The sequence below is a fragment of the Hydrogenophaga electricum genome, assembly GCF_030160815.1.
In the GTDB taxonomy this organism is placed as follows: Bacteria; Pseudomonadota; Gammaproteobacteria; order Burkholderiales; family Burkholderiaceae_C; genus Hydrogenophaga; species Hydrogenophaga electricum.
Genome location: NZ_BSPB01000004.1, coordinates 106,900 through 129,936, shown reverse-complemented (window position 1 = coordinate 129,936; position 23,037 = coordinate 106,900). Strand labels below are relative to the sequence as shown.

At 64.9% G+C, this 23,037-nt stretch carries 21 protein-coding genes; 9 read left to right on the top strand and 12 right to left on the bottom strand.

What is annotated here, in order from left to right; translation table 11 throughout:
- Positions 1 to 6: 6 nt before the first annotated feature.
- From QQK43_RS04240 to QQK43_RS04210, 7 genes are all read right to left on the bottom strand, one after another.
- Positions 7 to 1,422 carry a multicopper oxidase family protein gene (locus tag QQK43_RS04240; RefSeq protein WP_066159752.1) on the bottom strand — a complete coding sequence of 472 codons (1,416 nt, stop codon included), beginning with the start codon at positions 1,420 to 1,422 and terminating at the stop codon, positions 7 to 9.
- A 281-nt stretch (positions 1,423 to 1,703) separates the two neighbouring features.
- A complete protein-coding gene (locus QQK43_RS04235) occupies positions 1,704 to 2,204 on the bottom strand; it encodes a hypothetical protein (protein ID WP_084397553.1) in 501 nt (166 codons plus the stop codon).
- Positions 2,205 to 2,363: 159 nt separating this feature from the next.
- Positions 2,364 to 2,726: a c-type cytochrome gene (locus QQK43_RS04230; RefSeq protein WP_084397532.1), complete on the bottom strand. Its 363-nt coding sequence runs from the start codon at positions 2,724 to 2,726 to the stop codon at positions 2,364 to 2,366.
- A 140-nt stretch (positions 2,727 to 2,866) separates the two neighbouring features.
- Entirely contained in the window at positions 2,867 to 3,205 is a 339-nt protein-coding gene (locus QQK43_RS04225; protein WP_066159747.1) for a copper-binding protein, read from the bottom strand.
- Between the two features lie 49 nt (positions 3,206 to 3,254).
- Positions 3,255 to 3,746: a cupredoxin domain-containing protein gene (locus tag QQK43_RS04220; RefSeq protein WP_066159744.1), complete on the bottom strand. Its 492-nt coding sequence runs from the start codon at positions 3,744 to 3,746 to the stop codon at positions 3,255 to 3,257.
- 60 nt (positions 3,747 to 3,806) lie between these two features.
- Entirely contained in the window at positions 3,807 to 5,195 is a 1,389-nt protein-coding gene (locus QQK43_RS04215; RefSeq protein WP_066159741.1) for a multicopper oxidase family protein, read from the bottom strand.
- Between the two features lie 13 nt (positions 5,196 to 5,208).
- Positions 5,209 to 6,318 carry a TolC family protein gene (locus tag QQK43_RS04210; RefSeq protein ID WP_127806696.1) on the bottom strand — a complete coding sequence of 370 codons (1,110 nt, stop codon included), beginning with the start codon at positions 6,316 to 6,318 and terminating at the stop codon, positions 5,209 to 5,211.
- Positions 6,319 to 6,464: 146 nt separating this feature from the next.
- Between QQK43_RS04210 and QQK43_RS04205 the strand changes: the two genes are divergently transcribed.
- From QQK43_RS04205 to QQK43_RS04180, 6 genes are all read left to right on the top strand, one after another.
- Entirely contained in the window at positions 6,465 to 7,151 is a 687-nt protein-coding gene (locus QQK43_RS04205; RefSeq protein WP_066159830.1) for a heavy metal response regulator transcription factor, read from the top strand.
- Positions 7,151 to 8,548, top strand: coding sequence for a heavy metal sensor histidine kinase (locus tag QQK43_RS04200; RefSeq protein WP_066159733.1), 1,398 nt, complete (start codon positions 7,151 to 7,153; stop codon positions 8,546 to 8,548). The genes QQK43_RS04205 and QQK43_RS04200 overlap by 1 nt, the downstream gene beginning before the upstream one ends.
- 9 nt (positions 8,549 to 8,557) lie before the next feature.
- Positions 8,558 to 8,914 carry a hypothetical protein gene (locus QQK43_RS04195; RefSeq protein WP_079364960.1) on the top strand — a complete coding sequence of 119 codons (357 nt, stop codon included), beginning with the start codon at positions 8,558 to 8,560 and terminating at the stop codon, positions 8,912 to 8,914.
- Between the two features lie 110 nt (positions 8,915 to 9,024).
- Entirely contained in the window at positions 9,025 to 10,368 is a 1,344-nt protein-coding gene (locus QQK43_RS04190; protein ID WP_066159728.1) for a TolC family protein, read from the top strand.
- Positions 10,365 to 11,996 (top strand): efflux RND transporter periplasmic adaptor subunit, encoded by a 1,632-nt coding sequence (locus QQK43_RS04185; protein ID WP_066159725.1) that lies wholly within the window; start codon positions 10,365 to 10,367, stop codon positions 11,994 to 11,996. Before QQK43_RS04190 ends, QQK43_RS04185 begins: the two co-directional genes overlap by 4 nt.
- A complete protein-coding gene (locus tag QQK43_RS04180; RefSeq protein WP_066159722.1) occupies positions 11,993 to 15,115 on the top strand; it encodes an efflux RND transporter permease subunit in 3,123 nt (1,040 codons plus the stop codon). Before QQK43_RS04185 ends, QQK43_RS04180 begins: the two co-directional genes overlap by 4 nt.
- A gap of 538 nt (positions 15,116 to 15,653) precedes the next feature.
- Here QQK43_RS04180 and QQK43_RS04175 read toward each other — a convergent pair.
- The 3 genes from QQK43_RS04175 to guaB all read right to left on the bottom strand — a co-directional run bounded on the left by QQK43_RS04175 (position 15,654) and on the right by guaB (position 20,442).
- Entirely contained in the window at positions 15,654 to 17,060 is a 1,407-nt protein-coding gene (locus QQK43_RS04175) for a tyrosine-type recombinase/integrase (RefSeq protein WP_241559593.1), read from the bottom strand.
- Positions 17,061 to 17,286: 226 nt separating this feature from the next.
- Positions 17,287 to 18,903, bottom strand: a complete 1,617-nt coding sequence (guaA, locus tag QQK43_RS04170) for a glutamine-hydrolyzing GMP synthase (RefSeq protein WP_284306799.1) — start codon at positions 18,901 to 18,903, stop codon at positions 17,287 to 17,289.
- A gap of 69 nt (positions 18,904 to 18,972) precedes the next feature.
- Entirely contained in the window at positions 18,973 to 20,442 is a 1,470-nt protein-coding gene (gene guaB, locus QQK43_RS04165) for an IMP dehydrogenase (protein ID WP_284306798.1), read from the bottom strand.
- Between the two features lie 161 nt (positions 20,443 to 20,603).
- On the opposite strand from guaB, the gene QQK43_RS04160 reads away from it, so the two are divergent.
- The gene (locus tag QQK43_RS04160) at positions 20,604 to 21,179 is read left to right on the top strand and encodes a DUF4124 domain-containing protein (protein WP_284306797.1); all 576 of its coding nucleotides are present in this window, start codon (positions 20,604 to 20,606) and stop codon (positions 21,177 to 21,179) included.
- 16 nt (positions 21,180 to 21,195) lie between these two features.
- On the opposite strand, the gene QQK43_RS04155 is transcribed toward QQK43_RS04160, so the two are convergent.
- Complete coding sequence (locus QQK43_RS04155) at positions 21,196 to 21,525, bottom strand: RnfH family protein (protein ID WP_234265832.1); 330 nt, start codon at positions 21,523 to 21,525, stop codon at positions 21,196 to 21,198.
- Positions 21,522 to 21,968 (bottom strand): type II toxin-antitoxin system RatA family toxin, encoded by a 447-nt coding sequence (locus tag QQK43_RS04150; protein WP_284306796.1) that lies wholly within the window; start codon positions 21,966 to 21,968, stop codon positions 21,522 to 21,524. The genes QQK43_RS04155 and QQK43_RS04150 overlap by 4 nt, the downstream gene beginning before the upstream one ends.
- 107 nt (positions 21,969 to 22,075) lie before the next feature.
- On the opposite strand from QQK43_RS04150, the gene smpB reads away from it, so the two are divergent.
- Both smpB and QQK43_RS04140 read left to right on the top strand, forming a co-directional pair.
- Entirely contained in the window at positions 22,076 to 22,570 is a 495-nt protein-coding gene (smpB, locus tag QQK43_RS04145; RefSeq protein ID WP_234265834.1) for an SsrA-binding protein SmpB, read from the top strand.
- A gap of 78 nt (positions 22,571 to 22,648) precedes the next feature.
- On the top strand, positions 22,649 to 23,023 hold the full coding sequence (locus tag QQK43_RS04140; RefSeq protein WP_284306795.1) for a COG4315 family predicted lipoprotein: 375 nt from the start codon (positions 22,649 to 22,651) through the stop codon (positions 23,021 to 23,023).
- Positions 23,024 to 23,037 lie beyond the last annotated feature (14 nt).

Here is a 23,037-nt window from a genome sequence, read left to right as displayed (position 1 = left end):
CGTTGGCTAGGCTTTGACCGCGTATCGCATCATCATTCCCGCCTCGGCGTGTTCAAGCGTGTGGCAGTGAAAGACGTAGTCCTGATCGCCTTGGTGCGCATGCGAAAAGTCGATGGCGATGCGCACGGATTCACCTGGCCACACCTGCAGGGTGTCGACCACGCCCTGGTCCTGAGGCAGCAGGCCGCGTGCACCGGCCAGGGTGCGAACCAGCGCGGGACTGCCCAGGCGTTCGAGCACCCGGAACGAGAACCCGTGCAGGTGCATGGGGTGCGGCATGCTGCGTTCGGCGTTCTCGATCAGCCAGGTTTCACGCGTGCCCCGCTGGACGGTCAATGGGACCGCAGCGTGGTCGAACACCCCGCCGTTGATCGTCCAGTGGCCCTTGCCATCGTGGCCCAGTTGCATGCGCCGCGCAGCGCCCGCCGGCTCAGCCGGAGCGGTGAGGCTGGACAGGCGTGCAGGCAGACGGCGGTCGTAGGGTGTGCTGGACGGCTCCAGGTCGATGCGCATCAGCGCCAGTGCATCGCCTTCCATGGCCATCGCCACGGGCGAGGCGGCGCCTTGTGCCGCCCCATGCTGGCTGTGGTCCATCGCGGCCATGTCATGACCACCCTCCTGGTGCATCGGGTCGAAGGGCAAGGATGCCAGGGTCACCGGGCGGGTGGGGTTGGCTTCCCGGAAATCCACCAGCACATCCAGCCGCTGGCCCGGGGAGAGAAAGGTCTGATCGATACGCAAGGGCTGCGCGAGCAGGCCACCGTCCGTGCCCGCCAGGTAGAAGCCCAGCGCCTTGCCGTCCTGCAGGAACGCGAGCCGGTAGCTGCGCGCGTTGCTGCCGTTGAGGATGCGAAAGCGCACGATGCGACGCCCGGCCTTCAGGTGGGGACGCTCGGTCAGGTTGACCATCAGCCGGCTGCCCACCCAGCCACCGAAAGACTGGGCGGCGCTGGGCGCGTACTGGAGGCGCCCTTGCGCATCGAACTCCTTGTCCTGGAGCACCAGCGGGATTTCGGATTCCCCCAGCGCCAGCGCCAACTCCTTGCGCAGGGCGGCTTCATCGTCGTCTTCGACAAACAGCAGGCTGGCCAGGCCGTGATAGGCCTGCTGAGGAATGTATCCGTGGGCGTGGGGGTGGTACCAGTACATCGACGAACGGTCCTGCAAGGCGAACGCATAGTCCATGCTCTGGCCCGGCGCCACGACGTCGAGGCCATTGCCGTCGTTGCGGGAGTCGACACCCAGGCCATGCCAGTGAATGACCGTCGGTTGATCGATGTGATTGATCAGCTTCACCCGCATCTCGTCGCCACGGCGGGCCAGAAGCGCCGGGTTGAGGAACTTCTTGCCACCCGATTCCACGGCATAGGCCAGGATGGGTGTGCGCTGCCCCGGCAACACTTCAATCTCGCTGCGGACCACATGGACTTTCTTGAAGTCTGTCGCAGGCAGAACGCCAAAGAGACCACTGCTTCCCGGGAGTCGCAAGGGGTTGGAGAAACCCGCCGCCTGTGCCTCAAGGCGAAGGATCTGTTCTGAGGACAGGCCTGACTGGGCAAGGGTGGCCGCCCAGATGCCTGGGCAGGCCGTCGCGGCCCCCAGAGCACCCACGCTACCCAGAAACTGCCGCCGCGAATACATCGACATCACAAAATCTCCTGAATGAAAACGAAAGCTGGCGCTGCGTCAGAACGTCGACGCGGTCACTGGGCACCGGTGCTGGCAGGCGACTGCGGCATGCGCTGCATCATCATTTCCATCATGTTCTGCATCATGTCCATGCGCATCTCCATCATTTGATGGCGCTGGGTCAGGTCCGGCGTGGCGGCGCCAGGCGTCCCCATCCCCGGCATGCCAGACATGCCACCCATGGACTTCATACCCTTCATCATGTCCATGCCCTCCTGCATCGCCTTCATGTGCTCTGCCATCAGAGACTGGCGGTCGGCCGGCGTTTTGGCCGCGGCCATCTTGGCGCGAAGTGCCTGCATGGTGACCATGTGCTGCTGCATGTGCTCCTGCATCTGCGGCATCGAAGACATGCCCATGGGCATACCGGCCTGAGGTGCGATTTGTTGGGTTGCGGTGCTGGCCGCCGAGGTGGACGGGTGGTGCTGGGTATGGTCTGCGGTTTGCTGCGCAGCGGCCGCGAACGCAATGCCGGCGATGGCGGCTGCCACCAGAGAGCGAATCAACTTGGACATGTCCATTTCCTTTCATGACTGGCTGCTGGCGGGATTGCCAGAGCTGGCATGGAGGTGATCGGTCACCGGGTGGTGCGTGTCACACCTTCACGCCATGCAGTCACTGTAGAAATCGATCAGGGTCGGCAAGATGACCCGAGGATGACAAAAAAGTCAGATTCAGTGTTGCGAACGCTGGCTCGCCTGGCGGTTGAGCTCGTCGTGCTGGGAGCGGGTCTCGGGTGGCCACTGGGATTTGATCCAGGACAGCACGGCGACGATGTCGGCGTCGCTGATGGAATCGCCGAAGGCGGGCATGTTGGTCGCGTAGTCCGCTAGCCCTGCGGCTTTCGCCACGCCGTCCTTGGTTAGCTGAAACAGCACATCGTCCGGGTGGTGCCAGGTGTGACCGCTTTCGTCATGGGGCGGCGCTGGCAATCGCCCGTCTGGGGCCCTTTCTCTCCAGTTGGCTTGACCCTCCAGCTTCACGCCATGGCAACTGGCACAGCGGACCTGGTAGATCAGCGCGCCTTGCTTGAGCATCACGGCGTCGTCAGGTCGAAGCAGCCCGACAGGCTCTGATCGGAAGAGGTCAGGAGATCGCCACCCGAAAAAGGCTGCGGCAACCCCTGCCAGAGCAAGGACGGCCGCAGCTAACCGGAGTGACTTGAAACGGTGAAGGATCACTTCGCCGGTTGGATGTCCGTCACCGTCATCTGACCGTTCTCGTTCGTGGCCATGAACTGAATCTTGGCGCCGACGCTGGTCTTCTCCAGCAAGGCCTTGTCCTTGACCACGAAGACCATGGTCATGCCAGGCATTTCCATGTGCTTGATTTCACCGTGCTTGATGGTGATCTTGCCCGCCTCTTTGTCGATCCTGCGGACCTCGCCGTCGGTCATGCCGGGCATGGCTGCCATGCCCATTTTTCCGTGGTCCATGTTCATCTGAGCGAACACGGGGTTGACTGCAAAGGCCGTGAAGGCCAGAGCGGTTGCACTCAGAACCAGTCGCAGTTTCATCGTGAATCCTTGTGTCGTTGGGTAGAGGTTGTGATGATCGGAAAGCCGCTTACTTGGCTGCCACCTTGACCTGGCCCTTCATGCCGGCCTCGTAGTGGCCCACATGCAAGCAGGCGAAGTTCACCACGCCGGGCTTGGTGAAGCGCCAGATAACTTCACCTTGCTTGCCAGGCTTGAGCGAGATCTTGTTGGCTTCTTCGTGCTCCATGCCCGGGTTCTTCTTCATGACCTCGTAGTGCTCTTTGAGCTCCTTTTCCGTTCCGAGACTGAACTCATGCGGCACTTTGCCGGAGTTCTTGATGACGAAACGGATGGTTTCACCCTTTTTCACCGACACGTTCGAAGGCGTGAAGCGCATGCTGTCTGCGGCGTCCACTTCAATCGTGCGTGTGACGTTTGCGGCGACACCGGCCTCGCCGATCGGCGACTCATCGTGCCCACCGCCGTGGGTGCCACCAGCGAACGTGGCGGAAGCTGCCAAAGCCGCAGCAGCGAAAACAAAGCCAGCACGGGAAGCGCTATTGAACTTGACGAATTTCATGGTTGTCTTTCAGGGTTGTGGTTGGGAAACAGTTGAGGAGAACTTGGATACGCTGAGCGCTCAGTGCGACATGCCTTTGGCGGTGGGCTTGATCGCCTGGGCGGTGGCCGGTGTGGTGTCGCTGCTGGCCGCAGGACGCGGTGTCGGGGGAAGTGCGCCGTTCCACTCGTAGGCCACGGTGCCTTCGGGGAACTTGTACGGGCCTGGGTCCTTGTAGTCACCCGGCTTCTGGTCCTTGCGGACCTTGAAGACCGTGAACATGCCGCCCATCTCCAGCGGGCCGAACTGGCCGGTGCCGGTCATCATGGGGGCCGTGTTGTCGGGAATGGGCATCTGCATTTCGCCCATGTCGGCCATGCCGCGTTCACCCATGAGCATGTAGTCGGGCGCCACCTTCTGGATCTTCTTGACCAGGCCGCGGTGGTCCACGCCAATCATCGTGGGCACGTCGTGCCCCATGGCGTTCATGGTGTGGTGGCTCTTGTGGCAATGCATGGCCCAGTCACCTTCTTCGTCGGCGATCAGCTCGATCTGGCGCATCTGCCCCACGGCCACATCGGTGGTGACCTCGTACCAGCGGGTGGACGGTGGCGTCGGCCCGCCATCGGTGCCGGTGACCAGGAATTCGTGACCATGCAGATGGATCGGGTGGTTGGTCATGGTGAGGTTGCCCACCCGGATGCGCACCCGGTCGTTCAATCGCACGTTCAGCGTGTCGATGGCCGGGAACACCCGGCTGTTCCAGCACCAGATGTTGAAGTCCGTCATGGTGTTGATCTTGGGCGTCTTGCTGCCGGGCTCCACGTCAAACGCATTGAGCAGGAAGCAGAAGTCCCGGTCCACCTCGCTGATGTGCGGGTGTTTGGCCTTCGGGTGGGTCACCCACATGCCCATCATGCCCATGGCCATCTGCACCATCTCGTCGGCGTGCGGGTGGTACATGAAGGTGCCGGGGCGCCGTGCCTCGAATTCATACACATAGGTCTTCCCCACGGGGATGGCGCGCTGGTTCAGACCGCCGACGCCATCCATGCCGCTGGGGAGGCGCTGGCCATGCCAGTGGATGGTGGTGTGCTCGGGCAGCTTGTTGGTCACGAAGATGCGCACGCGGTCGCCCTCGACCACTTCGATGGTTGGGCCTGGGCTCTGGCCGTTGTAACCCCACATGTTGACCTTGAAGCCCGGCGAGACCTCGCGCACCACCGGTTCGGCCACCAGGTGGAATTCCTTGACGCCGTTGTTCATGCGCCAGGGCAAGGTCCACCCGTTGAGCGTGACCACCGGGTTGTAGGGCCGACCGGTCGTCGGGATCAAGGGTGGCGCCGTCTCCACCGAAGTCTGGATGACGGGCTCGGGCAAACCAGCCAAAGCGGAACGGGCCACGGCCAAGCCGGCCACGGATGCGGCGGCGCCGGCAAAAAACTGTCGTCTGGAGTTTGTGTTTGTCATGTGTTGTGTCCTTTCAATGTGCGGCCGCAGTCGGTGCATCTCCACCGGCACCACCCAGCGAGACGAAGCTGTCCGGTTCTCCGCCCTGCAAGACCCACTGAAGATCGGTCTCGGCGATCCAGAAGTCGCGCTGTGCGCCAATGGCGTCTACCGTGGCTTGGGACTGGTTGCGCACCTCGTCCAGCAGATCCCAGACGCTTTTGAGCATGCCGTTGTAGTGCAGCACCGTTTCTTCGGTGATGAACTCACGGGTCTTCAGCACATCCCCTTGGCTGTCCTGCGCCAGCGCATGGGCGGCCCAGTAAACCTTCATGGCGCCTCTGGCCAGCGCTCGGTTGCGCAGGCTCTCAGCTCCAGGCAATTGGTTGCGGATCGCGTCGGCACGCTTTTGCAGATCGGCTTCCGTCATGGCCTGCGCCGGGATGGCGGGAAGCTGGTCTGGGAGCACAAACCCATCCTGCAAACCCGTTTGCCCCATCGTCTTGACCAATTTGTTTTGGGCCTGGGCGGCGGCTTGCTGCGCCCGCCGGAGATTCATGCGGGCGGTCGATGCCGCGAGTTGAACTTGCGACAGTTGCAACTTGCTCCAGTTGCCCACCGTCACCATGCGCTGCCCCAGTTCAAGGGCGGCCTGGGCGGCCTCCATCATGTCGCGCTGGTGTTTCAGAACCTGTTGAGCGGCCACAGCTTCAACCCAGGCTTTGCGCCCCGCTGCAGCCACCTCCAGCACCTCACCAGCATCTTCGACGCGCCGTTGTAGGCTGGAGTCGAGTTCTGTCCAGCGGCCTTCTGCGATCAGTTGTTCATTCAGGGGACCCAGTTTCGACAATGGACGAGCCAGTTCACGATGGACCGTCCAGGCCATACGAACTGCGGCCTCTGCGTTGGGAATGGCAACACCCGTGGTACTACCCGGCGTCGTGGTGGACGCCCCCGCATTGGCCTGTTCCCACTTGAGCACGTCGGCATGCCCACGCTTGAGTGCACCCACCGCGTCGTTGGCCCGGCGCCAGTCGGGTTCTTGCGAAGGGCTGGCCGTTTGCGCTGAGAGCGCCAGCGGCAGGGCCAACAGGCCCGCCACCAGTAGTTGGCTTGTGGCTCGGTGACAAAACAAAGATTTCACTGCTTTCGCTCCTTTTGATGCAGATCAAGTGGTGCGGATTCTGGCGGCGCGAGTTCGTCACTTCCCTGTCGGTCAGATTACAAAAATGTCAGCTTCGATCACGCCCGCTCCGCTGAGGGCAAACTTGCGGTCAGGAGAATGTGAACGTGAAAATTCTGATCGTTGAAGACGAACCCAAAGCCGGCGACTACCTGAAGCAAGGTCTGCGCGAGGCGGGCTACGCCGTGGACCTAGTCACCAATGGCGTTGATGGTCTGCACCATGGCCTGGAAGGCGATCACGATCTGGTGATCCTGGACGTCATGCTGCCTGGCATGGACGGATGGCAGGTGCTCAAGAACCTGCGCAGCCAGGGGCGCCAGATGCCCGTGCTGTTCCTGACGGCACGCGATCAGGTCGAAGACCGTGTCAAGGGCCTGGAGCTGGGGGCCGACGACTACTTGGTCAAGCCGTTTTCTTTTGCCGAGTTGCTGGCCAGGGTCCGGACGATCCTGCGGCGCGGCCGTTCAGGCCTGGAAGCCACCTCGATGAAAGTGGCCGATCTGGAGCTCGATCTGCTGCGCCGACGGGTGACCCGGTCCGGCAAACGCATCGATCTGACGGCCAAGGAATTCGGTCTGCTGGAATTGCTGATGCGCCGCCACGGAGAGGTGCTGCCGCGCTCCCTGATCGCATCCCAGGTGTGGGACGTGAACTTCGACAGCGACACCAACGTGATCGAAGTGGCCATGCGGCGTTTGCGGGCCAAGGTGGACGATGGATTCGAACCGCGCCTGATCCAGACCGTGCGCGGCATGGGCTACGTGCTCGAAGCACCCGAGGACGCCCACTGATGCTCGGCCGGTTGTCTCTGACGGCGCGACTGACCGCACTGTACACCCTGGTCTCGGCCTGTGTGCTCGTCGGGCTGGGCCTTCTGGTCTCGATCGCGGTGGGGCGGCACTTTGTCGAACTCGACCGGGATTTCCTGAAGGACAAGATCGAACTGGTGCAGACCATCGTCGGCGAGGCCTCGTCATCGGAGATGCTGGCATCCCGGCTGGATGAGCTGCTGACCAGTCACCACGGCTTGTCCGTCGAGCTGCGCAACAGCGACCGGCTGGTCTATGGCAAAAAGGGTTCGGTGTTCTCAGCGCTGTCACCATCCATTGGTTCAGATGGGCGCACTTTCGACTGGACGGTCGGCGACCAACCGCTGCGAGGTCTGAAGGCGGGCATACGACCGCCTGCCACCTGGAAGGACTTGGCCGCTGACGGTCAACCGCTTGAACTGCTGATCGCGCTGGACACGGCGCACCACACCCATTTCATGCAGTCGCTCAGGCAGACCCTGGCGCTTTACCTGATCGGCGCCATCCTGGCCAGCGGCTTGCTGGGCTGGTGGGCCGCCCGCTGGGGCCTGGCACCGCTTCGAACCATAAAAGAGCGCGCCATGACGGTCACGGCCCAGAAGCTGGACCAGCGCATGCCCGTGGACGCGGTGCCGGCGGAGTTCGCCGACCTGGCGCAGAGCCTGAACACCATGCTCGAACGTCTGCAATCCGACTTTGCGCGGCTGCAGGAATTCTCCAGCGACCTGGCGCACGAACTGCGCACCCCCATCAACAACCTGCTGACCCAGACCCAGGTGTCGCTGACGCAGAAGCGGGAGGTGGGCGTGTACCAGGACATCCTGGCCTCCAACGCCGAGGAGTTGCAGCGGCTGGCCCGCATGGTCTCCGACATGCTGTTTCTCGCCAAGACCGAGCACGGGATCGAGCTGCCGCACCGCGAGACCGTGTCACTGCGCGACGAGGTGCTGGACCTGTTCGACTTCTACGAAGCGCTCGCCGAGGAAAAGCTGATCCGCCTGAACACCGACGGCGATGCGCGCATTGTGTGCGACCGGCTGATGATCCGCCGCGCGATCAGCAACCTGCTGTCGAACGCGATCCGGTACTCACCGCCGAACGCGCCCGTGCGAGTGTCGGTGAACCAGGGCAACGGTCAGATCCAGCTTTGCGTGCACAACGCCGGCCCCGCCATCCCGGCGGCCGATCTGCCGCGGCTGTTTGACCGTTTCTACCGGACCGAGAAGTCGCGCAGCCACCCCGACTCAGAGGGCACGGGCCTTGGCCTGTCCATCACCAGAGCCATCATGGAAGCCCACGGAGGCTCCGCATCGGTGGCGTCCAACGATCTGGCGACCACCTTCTGCCTGAGCTTTCCCACGCGGGACGCATCGTCCTAGAATCCGCCCATGCGCCTGTTCCTGGCCTTCCTCTTGTGCCTGGCCCTTCCTCTGCAGGGTTGGGGTGGTGGCGTGCGCCTGCAACCACCATGCCCGATGGAAGCGGCCATGGCCCTGCAAGGCGACACGGCCGGCACCAGCCCGGACATGGCGATGGACGATTGCTGCAACGACGCCGAGACTTTTCAGCTCACCGGCAAGATGTGCAAGACCGGGCAGGAGTGCCAGGCCCCTACGGGCTTTGTGGTGCCACCGGTCATGGCCGTGGCGCAGGCGCTTCCTGTGAACGATCTGCACGTACCCGCGCCCCCCGAGCCACTGCGCGGCTCGCCCGCCAGCATCTGGCGCCCCCCTTCCCTGCTCTGACGTTTCCACCCTGACACCGACCAGCCCTTGGAGGCGGGCCGGTGCTCAGCAGCGGCGACCGCGCATCCCTGCGCGTGCTCAGCCCGTGTGCATTCTTTTGGAGCAGAAACATGGAACCCCTTTCCCCGGCGTCCGGTGGGTCGGTCCGCGCTCGCGGCCGCATCCTCACCCGCCACCGCACCACGATCACAACCGCACACATCGCAGTCCTGATCGGCCTCGCGATGTCCTCCATCGCGCACGCGGCAGAGGCGCTCTCGCTGCCTCAAGCCGTTCAGGCGGCGCTGGCGCGCTCCCCCGCGCTGGTCGCCCAGGACGCGGCCGCCCGCTCGGCACGGGACATGGCCGTGGCCGCCGGCCAGCGCCCCGACCCGGTCCTGCGTCTGTCGCTGGACAACGTCCCGCTGTCCGGGCCAGACCGGTTCAGCACCAGCCGCGATTTCATGACCGCGAAATCGGTGTCGCTGATGCAAACACTGCCCAGCGCAGCCAAGCGCCAGGCACGCACGGCGCGCTTTGAACGCGAAGCGCAAACCGCCGAAGCCGGGCGCGTGGAGCAAGCCGCCACCATCGGCCGAGAAACCGCCATGGCGTGGTTGGAGCGGCACGCGCTGGAGCAGCGCCTGGCGTTGTTGCACGAGCAGCTGGGCGAAGCCCGCCTGCTCGTGCAGGCCAGCGAATCGGCCGCACGCAGCGGCAGCGGATCGCCGGCCGACTGGATCGCGGCGCGGGAGTCGGTCGCCCAGTTGCAGCAAACCCTGTTGGGCGTCGAAGCCGAGCGCCAGAACGCCCGCCTCACCCTGACCCGCTGGACCGGCAGCACCCCCGATCAGCCGCTGGCCGCACCGCCCGATCTGGCGTCTTCACCCTTCGGAACGGGCGATGTGAGCGAGCGTCTGACGCACCACCCCGAACTGCTTCGGCTCTCGGCGCAAGAGGCGGCCATGGTCGCCGAGGCGGAGGTGGCGCGACAGGAGCGCGAACCCGACTGGAGCACCGAACTCATGCTCAGCCTGCGGGGCTCGGGTTACCCGAACATGGTCTCGCTGGCGGTTTCGGTCCCACTGCCCTGGGATCGCCCCCAGCGACAGGACCGGGAACTCGCGGCCCGTCTCGCCCAGGTGGACGGCTTGCGTGCCGAACGCGAGGAACGTGCCCGGGAACACCAGGCCGAAGCCCGCCGCTGGGAGGCGGGCTGGCGGGCCGGTCTGGCCCAACTCGCCCTGATCGATGCCGAGCGGCTGCCTTTGGCCGAGCAGCGCATCCAGACCACCCTGGCTGCCTACCGGGGTGGCCGGACGCCCTTGAGCGAGGTGCTTGCCGCGCGGCGCATGGCGCTGGACCTGCGGATGGAGCGCATCGAACTGCAACGCTCGACCGCCAGCCTGTGGGCCCAGCTCGCTTACCTCATCCCCGCCGAACCGGCTGCTGCAGCCAAAGGAGTGACACCATGAACGTCCGAACAACAATCGGCCTTGGCGTTGTGGCCGTGGCGACCCTGGGAGCGGTGGGCTACGGCGCGTGGACCGCCGGCATGCGCTCTGGCATGGAGATGGGGTCTTCCCAGCCGGCACCCCGCGCCGCCAGCGCCCCGCAGGACCCGGACGCCTGGAGCGTGGTTCAAGGCGGCGAAGCCACAGCCCGCCACCTCCGAGACGGGCTCAAGGCGGGCGACGTGGACCCGGTAACCGGCCGGGTGATCCTGAGCTACCACGACCCCATGGTGCCCGGCAAGAACTTCGAGGCCCCGGGCAAATCGCCTTTCATGGACATGATGCTGGTGCCGCGCTACGCCGGCGGCGCGAACGCAAGTGCCGACACCGGCGCCGTGGCGGTGAGCCCGCGCATCCAGCAAAGCCTGGGGCTTCGCACGGGAGAGGTGGTTCAAGGCACGCTGGCGGGCGGTTTTTCAGTGGCGGGCAACGTGGCCTGGAACGAGCGGAACCAGGTGGTGGTCAGCGCCAGGTCCATGGGCTTCGTGGAGAAGCTGCACGTCCGGGCCGCACTGGACCGCGTGGCGGCCGGTGCGCCTCTGGCCGAGATCTACGTTCCCGACTGGGTGGCCGCGCAGGAAGAGTACCTGGCCATCACCCGCATGCCCGGCGCCGACCTGGGGCCGCTGCGCGACGCCGCGACCCAGCGCCTGCGCCAGGCCGGCATGGACGCGGCACAGATTCAACACGTGGTGCGGACCGGTACGGTGCAACCCCGTTTCACGCTGCGCGCGCCGATCAGCGGGACCCTGACCGAGTTAATGGTGCGCGAGGGCGCGACCGTGATGCCGGGCATGCCGCTGATGCGCCTGCAAGGCACAGCCACGGTCTGGGCCGAGGGCCAGGTGCCCGAGGGCCAGGTGGCACAACTCCAGCCCGGCGCGAAGGTCAGCGCCACCAGTCCGGCAGCGCCGGGGCAGACCTTCGAGGGACGGGTGCAGGCTATCCTGCCCGAGGTGGACCCCGCCACGCGCACGCTCAAGGCGCGACTGGAGCTGAACAACCCCGGCGGCAGACTGGTGCCGGGCATGTTCGTGCAGATGCGGTTCGCCGAACCGGTACGCCAGCCGGCCCTGCTCGTGCCCAGCGACGCGGTGATCCACACCGGTCGCCGCAGCGTGGTGATGCTGGCCGAAGACGGCGGGCATTTCCGGCCCGTGGAGGTTCGTGCGGGACGTGAGGCCGGTGGCCAGACGGAGATCGTGCAAGGTCTTCAGGCGGGTCAGCGGGTGGTGCTGTCGGGCCAGTTCCTGATCGATTCCGAAGCCAGCCTGCGTGGGCTGGAGACGCGCCTGAACCAGGCCCCGGCTGCTGCTGCGGCCCCTGCTGCGGCTGTGGATCTGCACCGCACCGATGCCGTGATCGACGCGGTGGACGGGGACAGCGTGACCCTCACCCATCCCGCCATTCCGGCGCTCAAGTGGCCCGGGATGACGATGGCGTTCCGCCTGCCGCCTCCCGAACAACGGCCCAGCGGACTGTCCCGAGGAGACCCGGTGCGCATCGAGTTCCACACGCAGGATGGTGCCGAACCGCAGATCACCCGGATCGAGCGCGTGGCACCTCCCGCTCAAGGAGCGAAACCATGATCGCGCGGCTCATCCACTGGAGCATCGGCAACCGCTTCCTGGTGCTGCTGGCCACCGTGATGCTCACCGCCTGGGGCGTGGTGTCGATGCTGCGCACGCCCCTGGACGCGCTGCCCGACCTCTCGGACACCCAGGTCATCATCCGCACCAGCTGGCCCGGCCAGGCGCCGCAGATCGTCGAAAACCAGGTCACCTACCCGCTGACCACCACCATGCTGTCGGTGCCCGGGGCCAAGGCGGTGCGGGGCTACTCCCTGTTCGGCGACAGCTTTGTCTACGTGCTCTTCGATGACGGCGTGGACCTGTACTGGGCGCGCTCGCGCGTGCTGGAGTACCTCAACCAAGTGCAGTCGCGGCTGCCGCCGTCGGCCAAGTCCTCCCTGGGGCCCGACGCCACCGGCGTGGGCTGGATCTACCAGTACGCGCTGGTGGACCGCAGCGGCCGACAGAGCCTGGACCAACTGCGTTCGCTGCAGGACTGGTTCCTGCGCTTTGAGCTCAAGACCGTGCCGGACGTGGCCGAGGTGGCCAGCCTCGGCGGCATGGTGCGCCAGTACCAGATCGTGCTCGACCCCGACAAGCTGGCTGCCTACCGCATCACGCAGACGATGGTGAGCGAGGCGATCGGCCGCGCCAACCAGGAGGCCGGGGGATCGGTGCTCGAACTGGGCGAGGCCGAATACGCGGTGCGCGCCAGCGGCTACCTGAAGACCCTGGATGATTTCCGGGCCATCCCGCTGATGACGAGCGACCTGGGCGTCTCGGTGCGCCTGGGCGACGTGGCCCGGGTACAGCTCGGGCCGGAGATGCGGCGCGGCATCGGCGAACTCGATGGCGAGGGCGAAGCGGCCGGTGGCCTGATCGTGATGCGTTCGGGCAAGAACGCGCTGCAGACCATCAAGGCCGTCAAAGCCAAGCTGGCCGAACTGCAAAGCGGCTTGCCCAAGGGCGTGGAGATCGTCCCGGTGTACGACCGCTCCGGGCTGATCGCGCGCGCGGTGGACAACCTCGGGTTCAAGCTGCTAGAGGAGTTTCTGGTGGTGGCCGTGGTCTGCGCGCTGTTCCTGTTCCACCTGCGCAGCGCCCTGGTGGCCATCGTCTCGCTGCCGCTGGGCATCCTGATGGCGTTCATCGTCATGCAGCAGCAGGGCGTCAACGCCAACATCATGTCGCTGGGCGGCATCGCGATCGCCATCGGTGCGATGGTGGACGCTGCGGTGGTGATGATCGAGAACGCGCACAAGCACCTGGAGCGCTGGGGCCACGAGCACCCGGGGCAGGTCCTCGCGGGCGAACCGCGCTGGCGCGTGATTGGTGAGGCCGCCGCCGAAGTCGGGCCCGCGCTGTTCTTTTCTCTGTTGATCATCACGCTGAGCTTCATTCCGGTGTTCACGCTGCAGGCGCAGGAAGGAAGGCTGTTCGCGCCCCTGGCCTACACCAAGACCTATGCCATGGCGGCAGCGGCAGGGCTGGCCGTCACGCTGATCCCGGTGCTGATGGGCTACCTGATACGGGGTCGCATCCCCGATGAACACGCCAACCCCTTGAACCGGCTGCTGATCGCGCTCTACCGACCCTGCCTGAACGCGGTGTTGCGTGCACCGAAGCTGACGCTGGTGGTGGCCACCGTGCTGCTGCTGGCCAGCTTGTGGCCGCTCAAGCACATCGGTGCCGAGTTCATGCCCCGGCTGGACGAGGGCGACCTGCTGTACATGCCGACCGCGCTGCCCGGCCTGTCGGCCGGCAAGGCCGCCGAACTGCTGCAGCAGACCGACCGCCTGATCAAGACCTTGCCCGAGGTGCAGAGCGTCTACGGCAAGGCCGGTCGCTCAGACAGCGCCACCGACCCGGCACCGCTGGAGATGTTCGAGACCACCATCCAGTTCAAGCCGCGCAGCCATTGGCGCGCCGGCATGACGCCCGACCGGCTGGTCGAGGAGCTGGACCGCACGGTGCGCGTGCCCGGCCTGTCCAACATCTGGGTACCACCGATCCGCAACCGCATTGACATGCTTGCCACCGGCATCAAGAGCCCGGTGGGCGTGAAGGTGGCCGGCGCCGACCTGGTGACTATCGACCGCCTCACGGGCCAGATCGAGGCCGCCATCAAGCAGGTGCCCGGGGTCAGCAGCGCGCTGGCCGAGCGCCTGACCGGCGGGCGCTACATCGATGTGGACATCCGGCGGGACGACGCGGCGCGCTACGGCCTGAACATCGCCGACGTGCAGGAGGTGGTCGCGGGTGCGGTGGGTGGCATGGAGGTCGGACAGACCGTCGAAGGCCTGCAGCGCTATGCCATCAACCTGCGTTATCCGCGCGAACTGCGTGATTCGCTGGAGGCCCTGCGCGCCCTGCCCATCGTGAGCCCACGGGGGCAGCGCCTGGTGCTTTCGGACGTTGCCCGCATCGCCATCTCGGACGGTCCGCCCATGCTGCGAAGCGAAAACGCCCGGCTGGCAGGCTTCGTTTACGTGGACATCCGTGGACGCGACCTGCGGGGTGCCGTGCGGGAGATGCAGCGCGCGGTGGCCGAGCAGGTGGATCTGCCACCCGGCTATTCGGTGTCGTGGTCCGGCCAGTTCGAGTTCCTGGAGCGGGCCGCCGCCCAGCTCAAGCTGGTGGTCCCGTTCACGCTGCTGATCATCTTCGTGCTGCTGTACCTCACCTTCCGACGCTTCGACGAAGCGCTGCTGATCATGACCACACTGCCGTTCGCGCTGGTGGGCGGCGTTTGGCTGCTGTGGGCACTGGGTCACAACCTGTCAGTGGCCAGCGCGGTGGGCTTTATAGCGCTGGCTGGCGTGGCGGCCGAGTTCGGCGTGATCATGCTGCTCTACCTGAAACAGGCCTGGGCGGCACGCGAGGCCGTTGGTCAGGACACCGATGCCGATCTCCTGGACGCAATCCGCGAGGGCGCGGTCCTGCGAGTGCGCCCCAAGGCCATGACCGTGGCCGTGATCGTGGCGGGCCTGCTGCCGCTGTTCTGGGGCAACGGCACGGGCAGCGAGGTGATGCAGCGCATTGCCGCACCGATGGTGGGAGGGATGATCAGTGCGCCGCTGCTGTCCATGCTGGTGATACCGGCGGTGTATCGGTTGATGCGGCGGCGCGGGAGGTAGCCGACTCGGTTGTGCGCGAGCATCACTTGAGTCTTGATGGCATCGAGTTTGATGCGCGCGCACCACAGGTTTTTGCACCCTGAACAACTGGCTTTCTCCAGGAGAAACAGAGCACCAAAAAGGTCATCGTCCGCTATAGGGTGGCGACTCTTGTCGTCACACCACACGCAAGGTTTGACCAGAGCGGGCTCTATTTACTGTCGAGTGTTCACAAAGGACTGATCATGATTTCTGGCTTCACGAAGGCCGCCATCCTCAGAGCCGTACTAAACGGATCGACCCTTGCAGAAGCAGCTCGTCAAGAGCACATCACAACCGCGCGCGGGCGCTCCGCCCTCCAGCAACTGTGCCGCCGACTTCGTTTACCTGCCGAGGCCTCCGAGATTCAAGCGCACGTTGTCTGTGATTTCACAATGGTCTCTGAAGGGTTGAACAGTCCCTTGAGCATCGACAAAACGGTGGAAACCCCTGACGCATTCAAGGCAAGTATGTGTCCAACCCAGTCGCCCCGAGGCGTTAAACCGGGTGTTGCTTCAGCCTACAAGTTCATACCTTCTGCATCGTGCGCCGCGGCATCGATTTTCACCTTGCCCCTGACGATGACCTCCCTCGCGGTTTCGCCGCGCATCCAGCAGTCCACCATGTCCGCCCATACCTGCATAAGGACCCGCCGAGGCCCGGAAAATCGAGCATGGTTGTAGGCGGCAGCGACTTGGTCCTTTTTCTGGTGGGCCAGGCAGGCTTCGACCAAGGCCTCCGGGAAGAGCGCGTCGTTGAGCCGTGACGAGAATGTTCGGCGCAGATCGTGCACTGAGACCGGCAGAAACAGATCCTGACTGGGTGTTCGATCCTTGTTGATCCGATCCACCGAAGCGGCGATCGTCCGGTTCAGCGTTGCCTGGCTGATCGGCTCGGCGGAGTCATACCGGCTTGGATGGAGAAAGTTGCTCGACGGGAAGCAGGTTCGAAGCGTTGTCAGGATGTCCAGGGCCTGCTCTCCCAAATACACCGTGTGCGGCTTGCCAGCCTTCATCCTCTCAGCTGGGATCAGCCACTGTGCCCGTTCCCAGTCCACTTCCGCCCAAGTAGCTCCGATGAACTCACCTTTGCGCACACCCGTCAGCAGCAAGAACCTGACTGCCAGCCGTAGTGTCGGCGCAGTGCCAGTCATCTCCAGACCGTCGAGCAACGTCTTGATTTCATGGCGGTTCAAGTTGCGCTCGCGCGGGACAAACGTCGCGTAGGCCTTCCGAGCGAGCGCTTCCGCCGGATTGGCGATATCGACGCCTTTGCCGTTGGCAAACCGGTAGACCTGCAACACGAGTTCCCTGGCGTGCACAGCCGGTCCTGGGCCTCGTTCAGTCTTGACGCGGTCGAGCAACTCACCCAGCGCGACCGGCTTGATCTCGTCGAGGTTCAGCTTCCCGAACGGACCGACCAGGATGCGGTCATAGATCGAACGCCGCAACGCCAGCGTGCTGTCGGCCAGCCGCTCGGCGCCGCTTTTGGCGTCGGACTTGAACTCGAAGTACCGTACCGCCCAGCGCCCAAAGCTCATGGCGTCTGCAACTTCATTGCGCCGCTCAACCTTGGCTCGAGCGGGAGATCGCCCGGAACTGACATCGACACGCGCCCGAGCCAGCAGCAGGCGCGCCTCTTCCAGCGTCACATCCATGCCGTAGGCAAGGTGAGATCGCTGGGCATGGCGGGCAACCGGTTCATGTCGTCCGATGGTCAGCGTCTCGCGTCGGCCGCTCAGTCGATAGTCGTAGCGGAAGGACCTGCTGCCACTGGGTGAGACGACGACGTAGAGACCATTGCCTCCGTCGCTGACCTTGTAGGCCCGCTCGCCCGGCAGTAGTTCTCGCAGTTTGGCTTCCGTCAAACCGTGGCGTGTTCTCGCGCTCGCCAGCCCAACCCGCGCCCGTTCCATCAAGGTGTTCATGAGATCTCCGATCCGTTGCTTGTCGCAGGACCGAGGTACCGTCATGGGGTCTGACGGTATCGCTGCAGGCCTGCCAGCTTAGGTGCCCGGATACCGTCAGGTCAACCGTCAGAACGCATGGGACGCCCTGGGATTCGATGGGACGCCGTGGGACGCTAAGTCATTGTCCCCACAGCAAAATCGGGTTTTCCTGGGATGTTCCGAAACACCTTGGGACGATCTTGACTCATTCCCACTCGATCGTCGCGGGCGGCTTGGAGCTCACGTCGTAGGTCACGCGGTTGATGCCGCGCACTTCGTTGATGATGCGGCTGGACACCTTCTTGAGCAGCGCGTACGGCAGCTCGGCCCAGTCAGCGGTCATGAAGTCGCTGGTCTGCACCGCACGCAACGCGACCACGTAGTCGTAGGTGCGGCCATCGCCCATCACGCCCACACTCTTGACGGGCAGGAAGACCGTGAAGGCCTGGCTGGTCAGGTCGTACCAGGTCTTGCCGCTGGCGTCGTCCTTGAAGTTGCGCAGTTCCTCGATGAAGATCGCGTCGGCACGGCGCAGCAGGTCGGCGTAGTCCTTCTTGACCTCGCCCAGGATGCGCACGCCCAGGCCCGGGCCCGGGAACGGGTGGCGGTAGACCATCTCGGGCGGCAGACCCAGCGCCACGCCGAGTTCGCGAACCTCGTCCTTGAACAGGTCGCGCAGCGGCTCCAGCAGCTTCAGACCCAGTTGTTCGGGCAAGCCGCCCACGTTGTGGTGGCTCTTGATGGTCACCGCCTTCTTGCTCTTGGCGCCGCCGGATTCGATCACGTCGGGGTAGATCGTGCCCTGGGCCAGGAAGGTGGCGCCCTTGGTGCCGTTGCCGGCAGCCTTGAGCTTGGCGGCTTCGGCCTTGAACACGTCGACGAACAGGCCGCCGATGATCTTGCGCTTCTGTTCGGGCTCGGCAACACCGGCCAGCTTGCCCAGGAACAGCTCGCTGGCGTCGACCCGGATCACCTTGGCGTGCAGCTTGCCAGCGAACATGTCCATCACCATGTCGCCCTCGTGCAGGCGCAGCAGGCCGTGGTCGACAAACACACAGGTCAACTGGTCGCCGATGGCGCGGTGGATCAGCGCCGCCGCCACGGAAGAGTCCACGCCGCCAGACAGGCCGAGAATGACCTCTTCGTCGCCCACCTGCTCGCGGATCTTCTGCACCGCCTCTTCGATGTGGTCGCGCATGATCCAGTCGGGCCGTGTGCCGCAGATCTCCAGCACAAAGCGCTCCAGCAGCGCCCGGCCCTGCACGGTGTGCGTCACCTCGGGGTGGAACTGCACGGCGTAGTAGCCGCGGTCCTCGTCGGCCATGCCGGCGATCGGGCAACTGTCGGTGCTGGCCATGAGTTTGAAACCAGGCGGCATCTCGGTGACTTTGTCGCCGTGGCTCATCCAGACCTTGAGCATCCCGTGCCCTTCGGGGGTCGTGAAATCGGCGATGTCCTTGAGCAGCGCTGTGTGGCCCCGCGCACGGACCTCGGCGTAACCGAACTCGCGGGTGTGGCCGGCCTCGACCTTGCCACCCAGTTGCTGCGCCATGGTCTGCATGCCGTAGCAGATGCCCAGCACAGGAATGCCCAACTCGAATACCGCGTCGGGCGCCTTGTCGTCTACCTCGTAGACGCTGGCATGGCTGCCCGAGAGGATCACGCCCTTGAGCTGACCGTCGGCAGCGAACTCACGGACCCAGTCGCTGCTCACGTCGCAGGGATGCACTTCGCAGTACACATGCGCCTCGCGCACGCGGCGCGCGATCAGTTGCGTGACCTGGGAACCGAAATCGAGAATGAGGATTTTCTGGTGCTGCATGGCGTTCGGTGATGTCTGCAGGAAAAAGAAAAAGGCCGTCCCGGTGGACGGCCTGATGAGCGGGACTGGTCAGTCCGCGCGGTAGTTCGGCGCTTCCTTGGTGATCTGCACGTCGTGCACATGGCTCTCGCGAATGCCGGCCGAGGTGATCTCGACAAATTCGGCCTTGGCGCGCATGTGCTCGATGGTCGGGCAACCGCAGTAGCCCATGGAAGCGCGCAGGCCGCCGGCCATCTGGTAGATGATGGACACGACCGAGCCCTTGTAGGGCACACGGCCTTCGATGCCTTCGGGCACCAGCTTGTCGGCGTTGGGGTTGCCGGTACTGCTTTCCTGGAAGTAGCGGTCGGCACTGCCCTGCTGCATGGCGCCGATGGAGCCCATGCCGCGGTAGCTCTTGTAGCTGCGACCCTGGTACAGCACGATCTCGCCCGGGGCTTCTTCGGTGCCAGCGAACATGCCACCCATCATCACCGTGTTGGCACCGGCCGCAATGGCCTTGGCAATGTCGCCGCTGTAGCGGATGCCGCCGTCAGCGATCATCGGCACGCCGGTGGTCTGCAGCGCGGTGGCCACGTTGTCGATCGCCATGATCTGCGGCACGCCCACGCCCGCCACGATGCGGGTGGTGCAGATGGAACCGGGGCCGATACCGACCTTGACACCGTCGGCACCGGCCTCCACCAGCGCCAGCGCGGCGCTGCCGGTGGCGATGTTGCCGCCAATCACATCCACCTGCGGGTAGTTCTGTTTGACCCAGCGCACGCGATCGATCACACCCTTGCTGTGGCCATGTGCGGTGTCGACCACGATGGCGTCCACACCAGCCTTGACCAGGGCTTCGACACGTTCTTCTGTGCCCTCGCCCACGCCCACCGCAGCACCCACGCGCAAGCGGCCGGCAACGTCCCGTGCGGCATTCGGGAAATTCAGCTGCTTGGTGATGTCCTTGACCGTGATCAGGCCCTTGAGCTCGAAGGCGTCGTTGACCAGCAGCAGGCGCTCGAGCTTGTGCTTGTTCAGCAGCGCCTTGGCCTGTTCGGGCGTGGTGCCTTCGGGCACCGTGATCAGGCGCTCGCGCGGCGTCATGATCTCGCTGACCGGCAGGTCGTAGCGATTTTCGAAGCGCAGGTCGCGGCCGGTGACAATGCCGACCACTTTGCCCGCATCCACCACCGGAAACCCGGAAACCCCCAGGTCGTCCGAGAGCTTCATGACCTGGCGCACCGTGGTCTGGGGCGTGATCACCACCGGATCGCGCAGCACACCGGACTCGTAGCGCTTGACCTTGGCCACGTGCGCGGCCTGCTCCTGCGCCGAAAGGTTCTTGTGAATGATGCCGATGCCACCTTCCTGCGCGATGGCGATGGCCAGTCGGGCTTCGGTCACCGTGTCCATGGCCGCCGAGACCAGAGGCAGGTTGAGCTTGATGTTGCGGGTGAACTGGGTGGCCAGCGAGGTGTCCTTGGGCAGGACTTGCGAATAGGCCGGGACGAGCAGAACGTCGTCGAAAGTGAGCGCTTTGCCGAGGAGGCGCATGGATAAAGCTCCAAAAACACTATTGTACCCGCGCGCTTTCGCCACCGTCGTCCAGCGATCTGTTCGACCGGACATCCGGCCACACCCTCCGGATGTCCGCCCATCCGCAGGATGCAATTCGTTACACCCGGACGCCCGTCGCCCGGCAGTACACTGAAGCCATGAAGTCCTCTGCCTCCTCTTCGCTGCCCTCGCGATCCGTGGCCCGTCCGGTCTTGCTGGCCCTGGTGCTTCTGCTGGGTACCGGCAGCGCGTTCGCCCAATGGCAGTGGATCGATGGCCGGGGCCAGCGCGTCTTCAGCGATACCCCGCCGCCAGCCGGCACGCCCGACAAGAACATTCTCAAGCGCCCTGGTGGTCGTGCCGTGGCGCCCCCCAGCCCGACCGAGACACCCGACGCGCCTCCCACGCAGGCGGCTGCAGCGCCGGCAACACCCCGTCCCGCGACACAGGACACGGAACTGGAAGCGCGCAAAAAACAGGCTGAGCAGGCCGAAGCCGCCAAAAGGAAGGCCGAGCAGGAAAAGTTCGTCAAGACCCGGGCCGAAAACTGCGAGCGGGCCAAACGCGCCAAGACCACGCTGGACTCGGGTATCCGGGTGGCCACGACCAATGCCAAGGGCGAGCGCGAGATCATGGACGACGCCGCGCGGGCCTCGGAATCCCGCCGCATCGACGAGATCATCAAGTCCGATTGCGGGCCCCTACCCGCCTCCGACGCCACTGTGGCGCGTTGATGCTGGCCGGGCGGCGTCAGTAGCCCGCTTTGCCGCCGGGCCGGCGGCGCGAGAACAGGCCGGCCGATCGGGCCCCCTGCCCGACAAAACGCTCCCGCCGCGCGACTTTGGGATCGACCCGCAAAGGCCGGTAGATCTCGACCCGGTCGCCCTCGCGCAACATGGTTTCAGCCGCAGCGCGGTGGTTCCAGATGCCCAACTGCAGCCGCTCGCTGCCGATTTCCGGAAACCGCTGCAGCCAGCCCGACAACTGCAAGGCCTGTTGCAGGGTGCAGGCATCGGGCACCTCCATGACCAACTCCTGCACCGAACGGGGCACGGGTGCGTAGACCAGGCTGATCCTCATGCGCTGCCGTAGACCTGGTCGGCCCGTTTGACAAACGCATCCACCAGGCTGCCGGCGATCCGGTCAAAGACCGGACCAACCAGTGCCGCCAGGGCCATGCTGGAGAAGCCGTAAGTCAGGCGGAACTCCACCTTGCAAGCCTTCTGCGACCCGTCGCCCAGCGGGATGAAATCCCAGACGCCTTCCAGGTGCGAGAACGGCCCGTCCACGAGGGCCATCTTCACCTGCTGGCCCTCGGTGTGGTGGTTGCGGGTCGTGAAACTCTGGCGCAACCCGCTCAGGGCCATGCCGACGCGCGCCACCATGCCGTGCTGATCGGATTCGAGCACTTCGGTGTGGTCGCACCACGGGAGGAACTGGGGGTATTGCTGCACATCGGTCACCAGCGCGAACATTTCGGGCGCGCTGTGCCACAGCAGAACAGACTTGTGGATCGTTTTCATACAATCGGGCGCTTGGCAACGCCGCCAACCGGCGTGCCGGCGCGGCGACACGCTGCTGTCATTGTAGGGGCCATGGAAATCCACCATCGCACCCCCACCTGTATTCCATGGTCACCAAACCCAGCAAATCCGACAAGGGCAAGCCCGCCGACGCGCGCATTGCCGACAACAAAAAGGCTCTCTTCAATTACCACATCGAAGAGCGGTACGAGGCCGGCCTCGTGCTGCAGGGCTGGGAGGTCAAGGCCCTGCGCGAAGGCAAGGTCCAGCTGACCGATGGCTACGTGGTGATCCGGCAGGGCGAGCTGTTTCTCATCGGCTGCCAGATCAATCCCATCCGCACCACCTCCACCCACCTCACGGCCGAAGCCGCCCGCACCAAGAAGCTGCTGCTGCACAAGGAGCAGATCCAGAGGCTGGTCGGCAAGGTCGAACAGCGGGGCTTCACCCTCGTGCCTCTGAACCTGCACTGGAAAAGTGGCCGGGTCAAGTGCGAGATCGCGCTGGCGCGCGGCAAGGCCGAGCACGACAAACGCGACACCATCAAGGACCGCGAAGGCAAGCGCGAGGTCGAACGCGCGATGAAGAGCCGCCATCGCTGATTTTTTCGACCGGGGCGGAATAAACCAGCCACCTCGTGTGTTCATGTCGATGTTCCCCTCACCACCAGGAGTTCATCCATGCGCCCTCTGTTTCTCGCCCTCACGCTGAGCGCCACCGTGCTCACCGCCTGCAGCACGCCCGCAAGCGCCCCCGCTTTGGCCAGCCAGGACCGGCTGACCGGCCCCAACGGCATGACGCTCTACACCTTTGACCGCGATGTGGCCCACAGCGGCAAATCGGTCTGCAACGGGCCCTGCGCCACCAACTGGCCCCCGCTGCTGGCGCAGGAGTCGGACCAGGCCCGCAGTGGCTACACGGTCATCACGCGCGACGACGGCCGCAAACAATGGGCGTACCAGGGCAAACCCCTGTACTTCTGGATCAAGGACGCCCAGCCCGGCGACATCACCGGCAACGGCGTCAACAACCTCTGGCGCACCGCCCGCCCCTGAGCTCGGCGCCGGAC

Coding starts and splice junctions, on each gene's coding strand:
- QQK43_RS04225 (WP_066159747.1), bottom strand. CDS start 3,205: ATGAAACTGCGACTGGTTCTGAGTGCAACCGCTCTGGCCTTCACGGCC.
- guaB (WP_284306798.1), bottom strand. CDS start 20,442: ATGCGCCTCCTCGGCAAAGCGCTCACTTTCGACGACGTTCTGCTCGTC.
- QQK43_RS04155 (WP_234265832.1), bottom strand. CDS start 21,525: ATGAGGATCAGCCTGGTCTACGCACCCGTGCCCCGTTCGGTGCAGGAG.
- QQK43_RS04175 (WP_241559593.1), bottom strand. CDS start 17,060: ATGAACACCTTGATGGAACGGGCGCGGGTTGGGCTGGCGAGCGCGAGA.
- QQK43_RS04180 (WP_066159722.1), top strand. CDS start 11,993: ATGATCGCGCGGCTCATCCACTGGAGCATCGGCAACCGCTTCCTGGTG.
- QQK43_RS04220 (WP_066159744.1), bottom strand. CDS start 3,746: ATGAAATTCGTCAAGTTCAATAGCGCTTCCCGTGCTGGCTTTGTTTTC.
- QQK43_RS04160 (WP_284306797.1), top strand. CDS start 20,604: ATGAAGTCCTCTGCCTCCTCTTCGCTGCCCTCGCGATCCGTGGCCCGT.
- QQK43_RS04190 (WP_066159728.1), top strand. CDS start 9,025: ATGGAACCCCTTTCCCCGGCGTCCGGTGGGTCGGTCCGCGCTCGCGGC.
- QQK43_RS04215 (WP_066159741.1), bottom strand. CDS start 5,195: ATGACAAACACAAACTCCAGACGACAGTTTTTTGCCGGCGCCGCCGCA.
- QQK43_RS04150 (WP_284306796.1), bottom strand. CDS start 21,968: ATGAAAACGATCCACAAGTCTGTTCTGCTGTGGCACAGCGCGCCCGAA.
- QQK43_RS04230 (WP_084397532.1), bottom strand. CDS start 2,726: ATGCTCAAGCAAGGCGCGCTGATCTACCAGGTCCGCTGTGCCAGTTGC.
- QQK43_RS04195 (WP_079364960.1), top strand. CDS start 8,558: ATGCGCCTGTTCCTGGCCTTCCTCTTGTGCCTGGCCCTTCCTCTGCAG.
- QQK43_RS04185 (WP_066159725.1), top strand. CDS start 10,365: ATGAACGTCCGAACAACAATCGGCCTTGGCGTTGTGGCCGTGGCGACC.
- QQK43_RS04200 (WP_066159733.1), top strand. CDS start 7,151: ATGCTCGGCCGGTTGTCTCTGACGGCGCGACTGACCGCACTGTACACC.
- smpB (WP_234265834.1), top strand. CDS start 22,076: ATGGTCACCAAACCCAGCAAATCCGACAAGGGCAAGCCCGCCGACGCG.
- QQK43_RS04140 (WP_284306795.1), top strand. CDS start 22,649: ATGCGCCCTCTGTTTCTCGCCCTCACGCTGAGCGCCACCGTGCTCACC.
- QQK43_RS04235 (WP_084397553.1), bottom strand. CDS start 2,204: ATGTCCAAGTTGATTCGCTCTCTGGTGGCAGCCGCCATCGCCGGCATT.
- guaA (WP_284306799.1), bottom strand. CDS start 18,903: ATGCAGCACCAGAAAATCCTCATTCTCGATTTCGGTTCCCAGGTCACG.